The organism is Dactylosporangium salmoneum, from assembly GCF_039532525.1.
GTDB lineage: Bacteria > Actinomycetota > Actinomycetes > Mycobacteriales > Micromonosporaceae > Dactylosporangium > Dactylosporangium salmoneum.
This window is the reverse complement of record NZ_BAAARV010000070.1, coordinates 68,442-84,043: the sequence shown is the minus strand read 5'-3', so window position 1 is coordinate 84,043 and position 15,602 is coordinate 68,442. Positions and strand designations below refer to the sequence as shown.

Here is a 15,602-nt window from a genome sequence, read left to right as displayed (position 1 = left end):
TCAAGAGTGGGCGGGGGCCGGCGTCGGTGCCGGCGTGGGGGAAGGATGCGGGCGGCGGGCCAGCGGGGCCAGGGCGCACAGCAGCAGGACGGGGCTCAGCAGGCTCAGCGGGCCCACGCCCAGGATCAGGAAGGCGGCAATGCCCGCCGCGGTCAGCGCCGGGGTCCACCACCTCGCCCGGCCGGTGATCGCGGCCGCGACGGCCACCGCGATCAGGCCCAGCAGCGTGAGGGCCATGCCCGGCACGATCCAGCTGAAGGTGAACAGGGCGTAGGTGCCCATCCGGTCGTCGATGCGGGTGGCGGTGGACGGGTCGAGGGTCGTCGCGGCGGCGATCGACGTGTAGTCGCCGACCATCAGCGCGGAGAAGTTCAGCAGGGCCACCACCACCGTCACGGACAGGGCGCGGGACCAGGTCGGGGCGGTGCGGGACAGGTGCAGTACTGCCGGAATGAACGCCAGCCAGGACAGGTGCAGCAGCAGGGCGCTGGCCTGGGCCAGGGTCGGGTGGGACAGGCTGCCGGACAGGCTCGGGCTGAAGTTCGGGACCGTGGCCAGGCCGGCGGCGAAGAGCACCGGGGCCAGGACCAGGCAGGCCCGGCCGGCGGCGGACGTGAAGGCGCCGAAGGAGTCCGGCTCCTCGGCGGGCGGGCGGCGCAGGCGCAGGGCGGCCCTCGTGTAGGCGGCCACCATCACCGCGGGGCCGATCAGGGACAGGGGCAGGGCGGAGATGGCGAAGACGAAGTACAGGGCCGTGCCGAGCAGCGCGGCCCCGGCCGTCCACCAGTCGATGACCCGCGCCCGGGCCGCGGCCAGCGGGGCCAGGATCAGCGACAGCGCCCAGCCGAGCAGGCCGGGGACCTGCCAGCCCCACCGGGCCCACGCCATGGACTCGAAGGCCTCGTTGGCGCGGCGGACCGCGTCGTCCGGGAGGAGCTGCTCCATGGCCAGCAGCCACAGGTCGGCGGACATCAGGGCGGCGAAGGTGGACAGGCCCACGACGATGGCCAGCCAAGCCGTGCGGGCCAGCACCGCGCCGCGGCGGCGGATCGGGGCCAGCAGGGCGAGCAGCCCGGGGACGAACAACGCCCAGGCGTAGTGCAGCAGCACCGCGTGCCACTGCAGAGCCTCCGGGTGCTGGCGGTAGATGCCGAAGCCCTGGGACGCGTCGCCGAGGGCGGGGTCGGCCGCCGTCGCGGCGAGCAGGGCCAGCGAGGCCAAGATCAACAGGTAGCGCATGGCGTGGACGGTAGGGGCGCGCGGGCGGGGGGTCGCCCCTCGCGCGGGCCAACCGGGGTCCGTCGCGTGGGGGAGAGTCGGTCATCCGGCGGATGGGTTCCGCCGCACCCGTCGGGCCGTACCTTCACTGACATGCGGGTTGACCTGGCGGTGACGGCCGGCTTCGTCGCGTTCGCGCTGACCGAAGAGGCCGTCGTGCGGATGCCGGGGGCCTGGTGGCCGTTCGCGCTCGCCGTCTTCGCCGTGCTTGTCGCGCTGCGCCGCCGGGCGCCGCTGGTCGGGCTCGCGGCCAGTTGCGTGCACGCCAATCCGCTGCTGTACCCGGGCGGGGTCGTGACCTACCGGCTGTGGCAGCTCGCCGCGATGATCATCTTCGCGTTCACCGCCGGGCGGATGCACCCGTCCGGGTGGAGGAAGTGGGTCGGGCTGGGGCTCGTCCTCGGTACCGCTGTCACGTTCTGGAGCGTCGCCCCCGACGATCCGATGGGCGCGTTCTTCTTCCCGGTGGCGCCCTGGGGATTGGGGGTGGCCTTGGCGGCACAGCAACGCCGGGCCGACGACCGGCGCGCCCGGGAGGCGGTGCTGGACGAGCGCGGACGGATCGCCCGCGAGCTGCACGACATGGTGGCGCACAGCGTCACCGTCATGGTCATCCAGGCGGGCGTGGTACGGCGGCGGCTCGACGCGGGGCTGCCCGTGGACGGGGAGCTGCTGCGCAGCATCGAGGCGTCCGGGCGGGACGCGGTCGGGGAACTGCGGCGCACGCTCGGGCTCCTGCGCGGGGAGGGCGCGGCCGATCCGCCGGTCGGGCTGGAGCGGCTCGACGACCTGCTCGCGCAGATGCGGGAGGCCGGGCTGACGGTCACCCTGCGGCGGGAGGGCGAGCCCGTGGCGCTGGCGCCGGCGGCGGACCTCTCGGCGTACCGCATCGTGCAGGAAGCCCTGACCAACGTGCTCAAGCACGCGGGGCCGACGGCCGTGACCGTCGGCGTGCGCTACGCCCCCGACGGCGTCCACCTCACCGTCGCCGACGACGGCGGGCGCGCGGGTGGACCGGCGGCCGGGACCGGGCAGGGGCTGATCGGGATGCGGGAACGGGCCGCGCTGTTCGGCGGGGACCTGACGGCCGGGCCGCGGGCCGGCGGCGGGTTCGCGGTCCACGCACGACTGCCGGTGGCGGCATGAGCCCGATCAAGGCGGTCGTCGCGGACGACCGGAGAGGCGCGGACGGCCGGAGAGGCGCGGACGGCCGGAGAGGCGCGGCATGAGCCCGATCAAGGTGGTCGTCGCGGACGACCAGAAGATGGTGCGGGCCGGCCTGCGGATGGTGATCGAGACCGAGCCTGACATGGCCGTCGTCGGGGAGGCCGGGGACGGGGTCGAGGCGGTGGCGCTGGCCCGGCGGCTGCGGCCCGACGTGGTGCTCATGGACATCGCGATGCCCCGCCAGGACGGGCTGGCGGCGACCCGGGCCCTCCTGGCCACGCCGTCGCCGCCGCGGATCGTCGTGCTGACGACCTTCGACACCGATGAGAACCTGTACAACGCGCTGCGGGCCGGGGCGAGCGGGTTCCTGCTCAAGGTCTCCTCGCCCGAGCACCTGCTCAGCGCGATCCGGGTGGTCGCCTCCGGCGAGGCGCTGCTCGATCCGGCGGTGACCACCCGGGTCATCGCCGCGTTCGCCGGGCAGCCGGGGCCGCGCCCGCCGGCCGCGCTGGCCGAGCTGACCGGGCGGGAGGCCGACGTGCTGCGGCTGATGGCCCGCGGGCAGTCCAACGCCGAGATCGCCGCCGCCCTCACGCTCGGCGAGGCCACCGTGAAGACGCACGTGGCCCGGGTGCTCATGAAGCTCGGGCTGCGCGACCGGGTCCAGGCGGTGGTGTACGCCTACGAGTCCGGCCTGGTCCGCGCCGGGTCAGGGTTCAGTCCAGGGCAACCCTGAGGTGGCGCGGCCCGCGCAGGACGGCGCTGGTGCGGTACACCGGCGGGTCCTCCAGCAAGCGGGCGCGCATGAGCACCGGGGCGAGGGCGGACACCGCCAGCTGGGCCTCCAGGCGGGCCAGCGGGGCGCCGAAGCAGTAGTGGATGCCGTCGCCGAAGGCGAGGTGCTGGGCCGGGCGGCGGCCCGGGTCGAAGCGGTCCGGGTCGGCGAACTGCTCCGGGTCGCGGTTGCCGGCGGCCAGGACGAGGGTGATCGGGGCGCCCTGCGGGATGGTGGTGCCGGCGATCGGGATGTCGGCCAGCGCGGTCCGCCAGCGCAGCATCTGCACCGGCGGGTCGTAGCGCAGCACCTCCTCGACGAAGGGCACGATCAGGCCCGGCTCGGCCATCAGGCGCTCCAGCCACAGCGGCTGGCGCAGCAGGACCAGGCAGCTGTTGGCGATGAGGTTCACCGTCGTCTCGTGGCCGGCGATGAGCAGCAGCACGGCGGTGCTGACCAGCTCGGCGCGGGTCATCCGGCCGTCGGGGCCGTTGTCGGTGGCCAGCGCCGAGAGCATGTCCTCGCCCGGGTCGTCGATGCGGCGGTCGACGAGGTCGCCGAGGTACTCCGCGAGATCCCCCAGCGCCTGCCGTTCCGGTTCGACGCGGTTCAGCGCCTCGTCGATCCAGGCCCGGAAGCGCGGCTCGTCCTGCAGCGGCACGCCGAGCAGCCCGCAGATGACGCGCACCGGCAGCGGGTAGGCGAACTGGTCGACCAGGTCCACTGTGGACGGCGGGAACTCGCCGATGAGCTCCGCGGCCAGCGAGGCCAGCCACGGCTCCATGTCGGCCACCCGGTGCGGGGAGTGCGGCGGGCCGAACGGCCGGGTCGCCAGCCGCCGCAGCCGGTCGTGCGAGGGTGGGTCCAGCTTCAGGAACGAGGGCGGCAGCCCCAGCAGGTCCGGCGCGTCGGTGAGGGAGCTGACCCGCGGGTCGTGCAGCAGGGCCGCGACCGAGGAGAACGTGGAGACCACATAGGACCCGTCCGGCGCGGGCAGGACGGGGGTCCGGCGCAAGGAGGTGTACAGCGGATAGGGGTCGTGGCGGTTGACGGGATCCAGGATCGCGCTGAAGACGGACCCGACGGCAGTGGTCATAGCGCGCTCCGCACGGTGGTCGGGCGGTGGCCGGTGACCACCACGGTGGCGTCCCGGGCCAGCAGCGTGCGGGAGGGCACGTCGGCCGGCGCGGGCAGGATGTCGTCGGGGCGGTCGACGGCGGGGAACGACGGCGGGAACGGCGCCGCCTGCTCGATCAGGCGCTGGTAGAACGGCAGCCACTTGGCCTGGTTGAAGGCGACCGCCCCGGTGACGCGCCCCTTGTACCCGTACACGGCCACGAACCGGCGCTCGGCCACCGAGCCCTGGGCCACCACGACCTCGTCGGCGAAGGTCGGTACCCCCACGGACTTGATGTTCGTCCCGAACTGCAGCGACCAGAACTGCGGCATGTGCAGGTGCGGCCAGCGGTCCGACTCGTCGCTGACGATGTTGTGCGCGGCCACCTCGGCCTGGCGGACCGCGTTGCCCCAGTGCTCGAGGGCCAGGAACTGGTAGCCGAACATGGCGTTGGGCGCCCGGGCCACGTCGCCGGCCACGAAGATGTCGTCGGTCACCACGCCGTTGACGTCGAACACGCGGCAGCCGGCGTCGCAGGCCACGCCCCACGGGCCGACGGCCAGGCCCGAGCCCTCCAGCCACTCGACGTTGCGGATGCCGCCGAGCGCGGCGACCACCACGTCGACGTCGAGGGCGGTGCCGTCGGAGAGGTGGGCGCGGCGCACCCGCGTGCCGTCGCCGTCGATCCGCTCGACGGTCACCCCGCAGCGCAGGTCGACGCCGTGCTCGCGGTGGATGTCGGCGGCGATTCCCCCGACCAGGCCGCCGAGCGCGCCGGCCAGGGGCGTGGCCGCGGCCTCGGCGAGGGTGACGTCCAGGCCCAGCTGGCGGCACGTCGAGGCGACCTCGCAGCCGGTGAACCCGGCCCCGACCACCAGCACCCGGCCCGGCCGCGGGGACTCCCCTCCGGGCATCAGGCGCTGCTGCAGCCGTACCGCGTCGTCGCGGGTCCGCAGCACGAACATCCCGTCCAGGGCCGCCTCGACGGGATCGGGCCAGGGCCTGGACCGCACGCCGGTGGCGATGAGCAGCCGGTCGAACGGCACGGAGGTGCCGTCGCCGAGCTGCACCCGGCGCAGCGGGAGGTCGAGCCCGATGGCGCGCACCCCGAGGCGCCACTGGGCGTCGAGGTCGGGCCGGCGGGGCAGCCCGGTGGCGTCGGGCCGGATCCGGCCGCTGAGCGCCTGCTTGGACAGCGGCGGCCGGTCGTAGGGCCCGCACAGCTCGTCGTCGACGAGGGTCAGCGTGCCCGTGTACCCCTCCTCGCGCAGCGCCTCGGCGGCCCGCAGCCCGGCCAGCGACGCGCCGACGACGACGACCCGGGAGGCGCCGTCCGCGACGCGCACCGGCGGCATGTCCTGGCTGGCCAGCCGGTCGATCTGGATCGCCTGCACCGGGCAGGCGGCGGCCGCGCGGCGGACCCGCTCGTGCTGCTCCTCACCGGGCTCGGGGTCGTAGACGAGGGCCTCGTCGCCCTGGAGCTGGAAGGCGGACGGGGCCAGAAAGGCGCACTGGGCGTACCCCTGGCATTTGGTGAGGTCGACAACCACGTGCATGCATCCACGGTGCCCGGCGCCGGGCCGGGCACCCCTCACCCGATGGGAAGGGCCGCGCGGACCACGGTGCCCATGCCGGGAGCGCTGCGGATGTCGAGGGTGCCGCCGAGCAGGGTGGCCCGCTCGCGCATCGAGCGCACCCCGAGGCGGCCCGGGTGCGGCCCGTCCGGGGCGAACCCGACGCCGTCGTCGATCACCTCGAGCACGACGTGGGCGTCGTCGCCGGCCAGCCGCACGGTCACCTGCGAGGCCTCGGCGTGCCGGGCGGCGTTGGCCAGGGCCTCCAGCGCGATGCGGTACAGCGCCTCCTCGACCTGCGGGCTGACCGACGGGTCGGCGTCCAGCTGCAGGCCCCACCCGGTGTCGCTGCCCGGTGCGGCGCCGTCCGCGGGCGCGGCGTTGTTCCCGGGGGCGTTGCGCAGCGTCTCGAACAGGCCCTTGAGCGCGGTCGCGAGGCCCGCGCCGACGAGGGTCTCCGGGCGCAGCCGCAGGATGATCCCGCGCAGGTCGGTCAGGCCGGCCGCGGCGGTCTCCTTGATCCAGGCCAGCGACGCCTCGGCGTGCGCCGGGTTGCCGTGCAGCAGCTCGGCCGCGGTGCCGGCGCCGAGGCTGATGCCGTACAGCGTCTGCACCACCGAGTCGTGCAGGTCCCGGGCCAGCCGGGCCGGCTCCGCCGCCGAGGCCAGCAGGAGCTCGGCCAGCGGCACGAACGGGGCCAGGCCGTCCGGCCGCGGCGCCCGCCGCCCGCCGACGGCCAGGAGCCCGCCCGCCACCGGCAGGTAGGTCGTGCGTTCGGTGCACACCGCCCGCCCGGTCGCCATCGCCTCGAGGGCGACCACGCGATCCACCAGGTCCTCCGGGCCGGAGCCGGTCAGGACGAACCCGCGGGCGTCGAGCACGAACACGGCGGTCATGAAGGGGCCGCCGCGTGTACGGGGACCAGGCCGACCCGCATCGCGTAGAGCGCGGCCTGGGTGCGACTCTCGGCGTTGAGCTTCTGCAGGATGTTGCTCACGTGCGTCTTGACCGTCTGCGGCGCGATGTGCAGCTCCCGGGCGATCTGGCCGTTGGCCCGGCCGCGGGCCAGCAGCGTGAGGACCTCCTCCTCGCGGCGGGTCAGCTGCGGCGGGGTGGTCGGCACGTGCACGTCGCGGACCAGCCGGGCGGCCACCGCCGGGGAGAGCTGGACCTGGCCCGCGGCCGCGGCCCGCACGGCCCGGTGCAGCTCCTCGGCGTCGGTGTCCTTGAGTAGGTAGCCGACCGCTCCGGCGTGCAGGGCGTCGGCGATCAGCTGCGGCTCGAGGTACCCGCTCAGCGCCACCACCTCGACGCTGGGCAGCTCGCGGCGGATCACCGCGATCGCGCTGATCCCGTCGAGGACCGGCATGAGCAGGTCCATCAGCACGATGTCGGGGCGCAGCTCGTGGGTCAGCGCCACGGCCTCCCGCCCGTCGGCCGCTGCGCCCACCGTCTCCAGGTCGCCGCTGAGCGACAGGAAGCTGCGCAGCCCCTCGCGGACCATCGCGTGGTCGTCGGCTATCAAGATCCTGATACTCATCGGGCGCCGTATACCCCGCAACGGCCGCCAATACCGCAAGCGGCGGAGCCAACCGAACTACGCCGAATGGGGGAGACCGAAGGTTGCCGGCCCGGCAGAACCGCGGCGGGATGTGCCGGGGGGCCGCCCGTCGGCACGGTTGTGAGCGTGACGCCCTACTTGCACCGGCTGAGCCGGTTCTCCCTGGTGGGAGTCAGCGGTGTCGTCGTCAACAACGCCGCCCTGCTCGTGCTGCACGGGCTGCTCGGGCTCGCGCTGCTGCCGGCCACCGTGGCGGCGGTCGAGCTCGCCCTCATATCCAACTACGTCCTGCATGAAGTGTGGACCTTCCGGCGCCGCCGCCTGTCGCTGCAGCGGTTCGCGTACTTCAGTCTCGCCGGCTTGGCCGCGATGCCGGTCAACGTCATCGTGGTCCAGCTGCTGGTCGCTCTCGGCATGCACTACCTCCCCGCCAACCTGGTCGGCATCGCGGCCGGATTCGGGGTCAACTTCGCCGTCAGCTCGAAGTGGATTTGGAGTGAACGCACCGATGGAGCAGATGGTGTTGGCCGTGCTCACCCTGGTCTCGCTGGTGCTGACGGTGCAGGCAGCCCACGCCCTGTATCTGATGATCTACACGTGGGATCAGCCGGAAGCGGACGCCAAGGCACGCGTCCCCGATCAACGTGCTACGCCGGAAATTTCCTTCACCGCCATCCTCCCGGCACGGCACGAAGAGGAGGTCATCCAGCACACCATCGCCCGCGCCGCGTCCGCTGACTACCCGCCCCATCTCGTGCAGATCCTGGTGGTCTGCTCGGCCGACGACGTCGGCACCATCGAGCGGGCCCGGGCACAGGTCGACGCGCTGCGCGCGGTCGGGAGGACCAACGTGGACGTGGTCGTGTTCGACGACGGGCCGATCAACAAGCCGCACGGCCTGAACACGGCACTGCGCCACGCCACCAACGACGTCGTGGCCATCTTCGACGCCGAGGACGAGGTCCAGCGCGAGCTGTTCGACATTGTCAACACCATCATGCTCTCCGATGACGTCGGCGTCGTGCAGGCAGGCGTGCAGCTGATGAACTTCGACTCCAACTGGTACTCGACGTTCAACGTGCTGGAGTACTTCTTCTGGTTTCGCAGCCGGCTGCACTACCACGCCAAGAACGGCGCGATCACCCTCGGCGGCAACACGGTCTTCTTCAAGCGCGAGCTCATCGAGCGGCTCGGCGGCTGGGACGAGTCCAACCTCACCGAGGACGCCGACATCGGCCTGCGGGTGTCCAGCATGGGGGAGAGGGTCCGGGTGGTCTATGACGACCGGTACGTGACCAAGGAGGAGACCCCGCCGACGCTGCAGAGCTTCATCAAGCAGCGCACCCGGTGGTGCCAGGGCTTCATGCAGACCCTCGGCAAAGGGACCTGGAAGCTGATGCCCAACCGGCGGCAGCGCTTCCTGGCCTGGTACACGCTCGCGTTCCCGCACGTCCAGGCGATGCTGGGCTTCTACCTGCCGGTCGCGCTGCTGAGCGCCTTCGTGCTCAGCGTGCCGGTGCCGGTGGCGATGCTGTCCTGGTTGCCGGTCCTGCTGCTCGGCGCGCACTTCGTCATGTCCGTGGTCGGGCTGTACGAGTTCACTGCCGCGCACGGGCTCAAGGCGCGGCCGGGGACGGTGCTCAAGATGGCGCTCACCTGGTTCCCGTACCAGATGGTGCTCTCCTACGCGGCCGCGCGGGCGCTGTACCGCCAGCTCAAGGGCGCGACCAACTGGGAGAAGACGGCCCACGTCGGCGCCCACCGCACCGAGGTTTCGGAGCTGACCAATGTCGGCTGACACCCTTACCAAACCAAGGCCAAGGCCCGCATCCGGTACCGCGGGCAGGCCGGACAAGGCGCCGAAGGCGCTCATCGCCCTGTGCATGCTCATCGGGCTGGTCAGCCACGGCTGGAACATGTTCCGGTACCCGCTGTACCTCACCGACGAGGGCATCTACATGGAGCAGGCCTGGGCGGTGCTGAAGGAGGGCAAGCTCTCCCCGTACACATACTTCTACGACCATGCCCCGATGGGCTGGCTGGCCATCGCCGGCTGGGTCGGCATCCTGCCGGGCGGGTTCTCCGCGTTCGGCAACGCCCTCAACACCGGCCGGGTGCTCATGCTCATCGTCCACCTGGCGTCGGTCCTGCTGATGTTCGAGATCGTCCGGCGCTTCACGGGCTCCAAGCCGGCGGCGTTCCTGGCCACCTTCGTGTTCAACCTGAGCCCGCTCGGGGTGTACTACCAGCGCCAGGTCCTGCTGGACAACCTCATGATGTTCTGGATCCTGCTCGGGCTGTACCTGCTGGCCCGCCGCGACGGGCGGATCGTCACGGCGATGGGCGCCGGCTTCTGCTTCGGCCTGGCCCTGGTGACCAAGGAGAACGCGGTCTTCCTGCTGCCGGGGTGCGCGTACCTGCTGCACAAGACGATCAAGGAGCAGAACAACCGGCGTTTCGGGGTCAGCTTCTGGTGGTTCGCGGTGATCGTGCCGGTGAGCACCTACCTGCTGTTCGCGCAGATCAAGAACGAGCTGTTCCCGGAGGGCTTCCAGTTCAGCCCGGACAACAACCAGCTCAAGGGCCACGTGTCGCTGCTGAACACCATCTGGTGGCAGATGCACCGCAACTCCAACAGCTCCAACGGCCTGTCGTTCACGTACCTGCTGCAGCAGAGCTGGCTGTTCAAGGATCGCTATCTGCTCATCGCCGGGGCGGCGGCGACCGTGCTGGTGCTCATCTCCGGCCGGCGCAACAAACGGCTGCGCACGCCGATGCTGGCCTGCGGGCTGATGACGCTCGGCTACGCGTTCTACCTGAGCCGCAGCGCCCTGCTGGACTTCTACATCGCGCCGATGGTGCCGCTCTTCGCGCTGAACCTGGGCATGTTCTTCGGCTGGCTCACCCGGCGCACCAAACAGGCCGGCGCGGCGGTGCTCGTCGCCTGCCTGCTGGTGCCGGTGCTGGTGATGCCGGGCGGGTTCCTGGTCAAGTACAACGCGAAGGGCGAACTGGAGTTCAGCGACGCGTACCGGTTGCCGCTCACGCGGCTGCAGGAAGAGCAGGTGGCCTGGATTCGGCACAACATCTCGCCGAACGCCAGGCTCATCATCGACGACGACATCTGGGTGTCGCTGCATGACGCCAAGCCGGCGTACAAGAACGCGCACCCGCACTACAAGGCCACGTCCGACCCGGACGTGCGGGACAAGGTCTTCCATTCCAGCTGGGAGAACGTGGACTACGTCGTGATGTCGAACAAGATGCGCGACGCCCTCCAGCGCGGCGGCGAGACCTGGATCATCGAGGCGATCGACCAGCACGGCCAGACCGTCTGGCAGGCCACCCGGGGCGACGTCTCGCTGTCAATCGTGAAGATCGGCAATACGTCGTAGGAGTCCTGATGCAATCGCTCAAGCATCGACCCGCGATCCCGCGCGGCAAAGGGCGGCGGAAGCGGGGCAAGGTCAAGCTGTCGGGAAAGCGAGTCCTGCTGGCCGGCGCCGCGGCGCTGCTGATGGTGCTGGTGGGCCGATCGCTGCTGCCGGCGCTGGGGATCAGCGCGCCGGGGCTGGGCCACGGCGGGGACGAGACGCCGACGGAGGTGGAGACGAAAGCTCCGCCGCCGCCCACGATCGACCTCAACGGCGTCATGGTGCAGGGTGGCGGGTCGCCGATGATCACCCTGAATCCGGGCCTGGTGCGGCTGGGCGGCGGCGTCACTGTCCAGGGTTCCGGCTTCGATCAGGGTTCCGTGGTCGACGTGTACCTCGGGCCGTCGTCGCAGCCGGGCCAGAAACCGGCGAAGAGCGCGGGCCCCGACGCCAAGCCGCACATGGTGGCCACGGCGAAGGCCAAGAAGTGGGGCGTGTTCACCGCGAACTTCACCATGCCGAACAAGATGACCGTGCCCGTGCAGGAGGTGACCGCCCAGGCGCGCGGCAGCGACAAGGTGGCCAAGGCCGACGCCTCGGTGGCCCAGGGGGCCGGGCAGGCGACGCTGTCCTCGGTGGTCGGCAAGCCCGGCGACACGGTCAACCTGACGGTGAAGGGCTTCTCCCCGGGTGAGCAGCTCAACGTCTACTGGGGGCGGATCAACGGCGACCCGAACCTCACCCTCAAGGCCGACGAGGGTGGCGCAGTGGGTAAGACGCCGATCAGAGTTGGGGTTACAGCCGTCGGGACGACCAGTCTGGTAGTTGTGGGCAAGACGAGTGGGGCGGCGGCCAGCGCGCCGTTCCAGGTGCTGCGGCTGTACCCGTCGATCAAGCTGGCGCCGTACGCGGTGAAGGCGACCCAGAAGATCACCTTCTCGGGCTCCGGCTTCGCCCCGTCCGAGCGGGTCCTGGTGCGGCTCAACGCGGCCGGCGGGCAGCCCGTCATGGCCATCGCCACCGACGACGCCGGCACGTTCAAGGGCGCCGGCCTGATCATGCCGTTCCAGCTCAAGGGGGCCCAGTCGCTCGTGTTCACCGGCGAGCAGAGCCGGGCCGCGGTCTCCACCGGCTTCACCATCCTGCCGTTCACCCCGCAGGCGCGCACCAATGCCTACGGCGGCCTGCCCGGCACCATGGTGAACTTCTACGCCACCCAGTTCGCCCCGAACGAGGCCGTGCACGTGACCGTCAGGACGGCCAAGGGGGCAACGCCGCAGCTGGTGGCCGCGTTCCGGGTGGACGCGAAGGGCACCGCCCGAGCCGTCGGGCAGTACACGATCCCGGGCAACACCGAGGACACGGTGGTGTTCGAGCTGCACGGCCAGCGCAGCGACGCGACCGCGACGGTCAACTTCAAGGTCGACAAGTCCGGCGGCCCGGTCGACATCCCGCCGGCCAAGCCGTACGTCGTGCCCAAGGATCTGGAGAACTGACGCTGGTGTACTGGCAGGCCTTCCGTGCCGCTCCGGAGGCGTTGATCGTGCTCGACGCCGCCGGGGTGGTGCGCCTGACCAGCAGCGCGGCCGAGGCGCTGTTCCAGCGCACGACCGCAGACCTCGTGGGACGCCGGGTCGCCGAGCTCTTCGCCGGCGACCCGGCGTTCTCCGTCGAGCACCCCGTGGCCGCGACGGTCCGCCTGCCCGGCGGGCGGGAGCTGGCCGTGGAAGTGCGCGCCCGCACCCTGGAGGGCGATCCCAGCGGCCTGCTGGTGCTGGCCGTGGACGACCAGAGCCGGCCCGGGCGCGGCCAGGCCGGCCTGGAGCAGCGCATCGCCCGGCTCACGCTGACCGGGCACGAGCAGGGCGAGCTGCTCGACGACCTGATCCTCACCCAGGAGCGGGAGCGGGCCCGCATCGCGGCCGGCGTGCACGACGACAGCCTGCAGGTCATCACCGCCGCCACCCTGCGCCTGCAGCACCTGCGCCGGCGGCTGAGGGAGCCGGCCGACCTCGAAATCCTGGACCGGCTGGAGGAGTCGCTGGTCCAGGCGGCGACCCGGCTGCGCCGGCTCATCTTCGACTTCCGCCCGCCCCGGCTGTCCGACGACGGGCTCGCCGCCGCCACCGGGGACCTGCTCGACGACCTCGCCGAGCAGCACGACCTGCAGGTGACGGTCGAGGACCGGCTCACCGCGGAGCCGGCGCTGCCGACGCGGCTGCTGCTGTTCCGGATGCTGCAGGAGGCGGTGGCCAACGTCGGCAAGCACGCCGGCGCCGACCGGTGCACGGTGACCCTCGGCGAGCAGGAGGGCGGCTACCTGGTCCGGGTGGTCGACGACGGGGCTGGCGCGGCGGACCTGCACACCGACCCGGGCCACCTCGGGCTGCTGCTCATGCGGGAGCGGGCGGAGCTGGCCGGCGGGTGGTTCCGGATCAGCAGCGGGCCCGGCCTCGGCACCACCGTCACGTTCTGGGTGCCGCGCGGCGCCGACCTCGAGTCCAAAGGAGCATCCCCGTGAGTGGTCGTCCGCCGTACCGCGTGCTGATCGTCGAGGACCACCAGGTTGTCGCGGAAGGGCTGGCCGCCCTGCTCAACGAGCACCCGGAGCTGCGCGTGGTGGCGCTGGCCGGCTCGGTCGGCGAGGTCGAACATCTCGCCGACGTCGAGCGGCTCGACGTGGTGCTGTGCGACTTCTGGCTGCCCGACGGCACCGGGGCCGAGGCGGTGGCGGCGCTGCGGACGCACCAGCCGGACATCGCCGTCGTCTTCCTCAGCGCCGACCAGAGCGACCAGGTCATCCTCACCGCCCTGGAGGCCGGGGCGGCCGGGTACCTCGTCAAGAGCGCCGGCGGGGCGGACGTCGCCGAGGCGGTGCGCCGAGCCGTGGACGGCGAGATCCTGGTGCCGGCCCGCCAGCTGGCCAAGCTGTTGTCCCGGCGTCGGGAAGAGGCCCGGCGGTCGCAGGAGCACGCCCAGCGGCTTGATACCCTCACGCCCCGCGAGCGGCAGATCCTCGGCCTGATGGCGGAGGGCCGGGACAACCGGGACATCGCGCGCGAGCTGAGCATCAGCTACACCACGGTCCGCAGCCACGTGCGCCACCTGCTGAGCAAGATGGGCGCCCGCTCGAAGCTCGAGGCCGTCGTGCGCGCCGCGGAGTGGGAGAGCGTCCCCACCGACCATTGAGACCGATCCTCGAAGGAGCGCCGAATCTCCTACATTTGGTAGAGACGCAAATCCGGCATTTGTACGCTGACTGGATATTCCCGTAATCCGTAGCGTATTGACCTGCCCCGCCGTCAAACGTGAGGACAGGTCAGCTCTATGGGTCGCACGCGCCTTTACTGGATTTCCGCACTGGTCGCGCTCGCCGTCGCTGCCGTGGCAACGCTGCCGCTGCTGCTGCACCACGAGAAGAAGGTCCACCCCGCGATGTCGGACTCCACGCAGCGGCTGCAGATGCCGCTGCATGCCGAGGGCAGCCGGATCGTGGACGCCCGCGGCGAGACCGTGACGTTCACCGGCGTCAACTGGTTCGGTCTGGAGACCAACACGTTCGCGCCGCACGGGCTGTGGTCGCGCAACCTCGACGAGATGCTCGACCAGATGGTCGGCCAGGGCTTCAACTCGATGCGCCTGCCGTACAGCAACGAGCTCTTCGACGCGGCCTCCAAGCCCAACGGCGTCGACTACGCCCTCAACCCGGGCCTGAAGGGCCTGACCGGCCACCAGATCATGGACAAGGTCGTCGAGGGCGCCACCAAGCGCGGCATGATGGTCATCCTCGACCGGCACCGCCCGGACGCGTCCGGCCAGAGCAACCTCTGGTACACCGAAAAGGTGTCCGAGGACCGCTGGATCTCCGACTGGGTGATGCTCGCCAAGCAGTACAAGGACAACCCGCTCGTGGTCGGCGCCGACCTGCACAACGAGCCCCACGGCGAGGCCACCTGGGGCGACGGCAACGCCAAGACCGACTGGCAGGCCGCCGCGCAGCGGGCCGGCGACGCGATCCTCAAGGTCAACCCCAACTGGCTGATCGTGGTCGAGGGCATCGAGAACTACAAGAAGGCCGACGGCCAGAGCGACGGCTACTGGTGGGGCGGCAACCTGCAGGGCGCCAAGGCGCACCCGGTCAAGCTGTCGGACCAGACGAAGCTGGTGTACTCCGCGCACGACTACAGCCCGAAGGTCTGGTCCCAGCAGTGGTTCAACGACCCGTCGTTCCCGGCGAACATGCCGGCCCTGTGGGACAAGCAGTTCGGCTACCTGGTGAAGAGCAACACCGCTCCGGTGCTGGTCGGCGAGTTCGGCGGCCGCTCCGTCGCCGAGAAGGACGCCCAGGGCAACAAGGACCTGGAGGGCATCTGGCAGCGAAACCTCGTCGCCTACATGAAGGACAACGGGCTCAGCTACACGTACTGGTCCTGGAACCCGAACTCCGGTGACACCGGCGGGGTCCTGAAGGACGACTGGAAGACGGTCGACGCCGACAAGGCGGCGCTGCTCAAGACCTACCAGGCGCCCCTGGCGGCCGCCGCCCGGTAACTCCGGCGGCGTCCGAAGCACGGCCCTCCCTCCGCTCGCGATATCGCTGCGGAGGGAGGGCCGAACCATGTCTGAAACGGTCATCGCCCCAGCTCAGGGACTTTCTCGACCGGATTGCCCCATAGGGTTCCCGGCATTCTGTGTGGGCCGACCACATAGCTACGTGCCCGACGCCACTCCTAGCGTGTCGAACACCGCCAGCAGG

General features: G+C 71.6%; 13 protein-coding genes and 1 pseudogene. 9 read left to right on the top strand and 5 right to left on the bottom strand.

Annotated features, from left to right (window positions below):
• Window positions 1-1,239: a hypothetical protein gene (locus ABD352_RS36165; RefSeq protein WP_344617037.1), complete on the bottom strand. Its 1,239-nt coding sequence runs from the start codon at window positions 1,237-1,239 to the stop codon at window positions 1-3.
• A gap of 132 nt (window positions 1,240-1,371) precedes the next feature.
• Between ABD352_RS36165 and ABD352_RS36160 the strand changes: the two genes are divergently transcribed.
• A complete protein-coding gene (locus ABD352_RS36160) occupies window positions 1,372-2,424 on the top strand; it encodes a sensor histidine kinase (RefSeq protein WP_344617036.1) in 1,053 nt (350 codons plus the stop codon).
• A 79-nt stretch (window positions 2,425-2,503) separates the two neighbouring features.
• Complete coding sequence (locus ABD352_RS36155) at window positions 2,504-3,181, top strand: response regulator (RefSeq protein ID WP_344617035.1); 678 nt, start codon at window positions 2,504-2,506, stop codon at window positions 3,179-3,181.
• Here ABD352_RS36155 and ABD352_RS36150 read toward each other — a convergent pair.
• From ABD352_RS36150 to ABD352_RS36135, 4 genes are read right to left on the bottom strand one after another with little or no spacing between them, the layout of a single operon-like run.
• Window positions 3,162-4,316, bottom strand: a complete 1,155-nt coding sequence (locus ABD352_RS36150) for a cytochrome P450 (protein WP_344617034.1) — start codon at window positions 4,314-4,316, stop codon at window positions 3,162-3,164. The two genes, ABD352_RS36155 and ABD352_RS36150, sit on opposite strands and share 20 nt — an antisense overlap.
• Window positions 4,313-5,893 carry an FAD-dependent oxidoreductase gene (locus ABD352_RS36145; RefSeq protein WP_344617033.1) on the bottom strand — a complete coding sequence of 527 codons (1,581 nt, stop codon included), beginning with the start codon at window positions 5,891-5,893 and terminating at the stop codon, window positions 4,313-4,315. The genes ABD352_RS36150 and ABD352_RS36145 overlap by 4 nt, the downstream gene beginning before the upstream one ends.
• A 35-nt stretch (window positions 5,894-5,928) precedes the next feature.
• A complete protein-coding gene (locus tag ABD352_RS36140; protein WP_344617032.1) occupies window positions 5,929-6,807 on the bottom strand; it encodes a sensor histidine kinase in 879 nt (292 codons plus the stop codon).
• Entirely contained in the window at window positions 6,804-7,451 is a 648-nt protein-coding gene (locus ABD352_RS36135) for a response regulator (RefSeq protein WP_344617031.1), read from the bottom strand. The genes ABD352_RS36140 and ABD352_RS36135 overlap by 4 nt, the downstream gene beginning before the upstream one ends.
• Window positions 7,452-7,517: 66 nt before the next feature.
• Between ABD352_RS36135 and ABD352_RS57815 the strand changes: the two are divergent.
• From ABD352_RS57815 to ABD352_RS36105, 7 genes and pseudogenes are all read left to right on the top strand, one after another.
• A pseudogene (locus tag ABD352_RS57815) lies at window positions 7,518-7,955 on the top strand (GtrA family protein); the annotation flags it as partial.
• A gap of 13 nt (window positions 7,956-7,968) precedes the next feature.
• Window positions 7,969-9,270 carry a glycosyltransferase gene (locus tag ABD352_RS36130; protein WP_344617030.1) on the top strand — a complete coding sequence of 434 codons (1,302 nt, stop codon included), beginning with the start codon at window positions 7,969-7,971 and terminating at the stop codon, window positions 9,268-9,270.
• A gap of 85 nt (window positions 9,271-9,355) precedes the next feature.
• The gene (locus ABD352_RS36125) at window positions 9,356-10,867 is read left to right on the top strand and encodes a glycosyltransferase family 39 protein (RefSeq protein ID WP_344617029.1); all 1,512 of its coding nucleotides are present in this window, start codon (window positions 9,356-9,358) and stop codon (window positions 10,865-10,867) included.
• An 8-nt stretch (window positions 10,868-10,875) separates the two neighbouring features.
• The gene (locus tag ABD352_RS36120; RefSeq protein ID WP_344617028.1) at window positions 10,876-12,342 is read left to right on the top strand and encodes a hypothetical protein; all 1,467 of its coding nucleotides are present in this window, start codon (window positions 10,876-10,878) and stop codon (window positions 12,340-12,342) included.
• A gap of 5 nt (window positions 12,343-12,347) precedes the next feature.
• Window positions 12,348-13,367 carry a sensor histidine kinase gene (locus ABD352_RS36115; protein WP_344617027.1) on the top strand — a complete coding sequence of 340 codons (1,020 nt, stop codon included), beginning with the start codon at window positions 12,348-12,350 and terminating at the stop codon, window positions 13,365-13,367.
• Window positions 13,364-14,035, top strand: coding sequence for a response regulator (locus ABD352_RS36110; RefSeq protein WP_344617026.1), 672 nt, complete (start codon window positions 13,364-13,366; stop codon window positions 14,033-14,035). Before ABD352_RS36115 ends, ABD352_RS36110 begins: the two co-directional genes overlap by 4 nt.
• A gap of 138 nt (window positions 14,036-14,173) precedes the next feature.
• Window positions 14,174-15,397: a glycoside hydrolase family 5 protein gene (locus tag ABD352_RS36105; protein WP_344617025.1), complete on the top strand. Its 1,224-nt coding sequence runs from the start codon at window positions 14,174-14,176 to the stop codon at window positions 15,395-15,397.
• Window positions 15,398-15,602 lie beyond the last annotated feature (205 nt).

What these genes read in the sequence shown, in the direction of transcription:
- ABD352_RS36165 (WP_344617037.1), bottom strand. Translation starts at nt 1,239, where the DNA reads ATGCGCTACCTGTTGATCTTGGCCTCGCTGGCCCTGCTCGCCGCGACG.
- ABD352_RS36160 (WP_344617036.1), top strand. Translation starts at nt 1,372, where the DNA reads ATGCGGGTTGACCTGGCGGTGACGGCCGGCTTCGTCGCGTTCGCGCTG.
- ABD352_RS36155 (WP_344617035.1), top strand. Translation starts at nt 2,504, where the DNA reads ATGAGCCCGATCAAGGTGGTCGTCGCGGACGACCAGAAGATGGTGCGG.
- ABD352_RS36150 (WP_344617034.1), bottom strand. Translation starts at nt 4,316, where the DNA reads ATGACCACTGCCGTCGGGTCCGTCTTCAGCGCGATCCTGGATCCCGTC.
- ABD352_RS36145 (WP_344617033.1), bottom strand. Translation starts at nt 5,893, where the DNA reads ATGCACGTGGTTGTCGACCTCACCAAATGCCAGGGGTACGCCCAGTGC.
- ABD352_RS36140 (WP_344617032.1), bottom strand. Translation starts at nt 6,807, where the DNA reads ATGACCGCCGTGTTCGTGCTCGACGCCCGCGGGTTCGTCCTGACCGGC.
- ABD352_RS36135 (WP_344617031.1), bottom strand. Translation starts at nt 7,451, where the DNA reads ATGAGTATCAGGATCTTGATAGCCGACGACCACGCGATGGTCCGCGAG.
- ABD352_RS36125 (WP_344617029.1), top strand. Translation starts at nt 9,356, where the DNA reads ATGCTCATCGGGCTGGTCAGCCACGGCTGGAACATGTTCCGGTACCCG.
- ABD352_RS36120 (WP_344617028.1), top strand. Translation starts at nt 10,876, where the DNA reads ATGCAATCGCTCAAGCATCGACCCGCGATCCCGCGCGGCAAAGGGCGG.
- ABD352_RS36105 (WP_344617025.1), top strand. Translation starts at nt 14,174, where the DNA reads ATGGGTCGCACGCGCCTTTACTGGATTTCCGCACTGGTCGCGCTCGCC.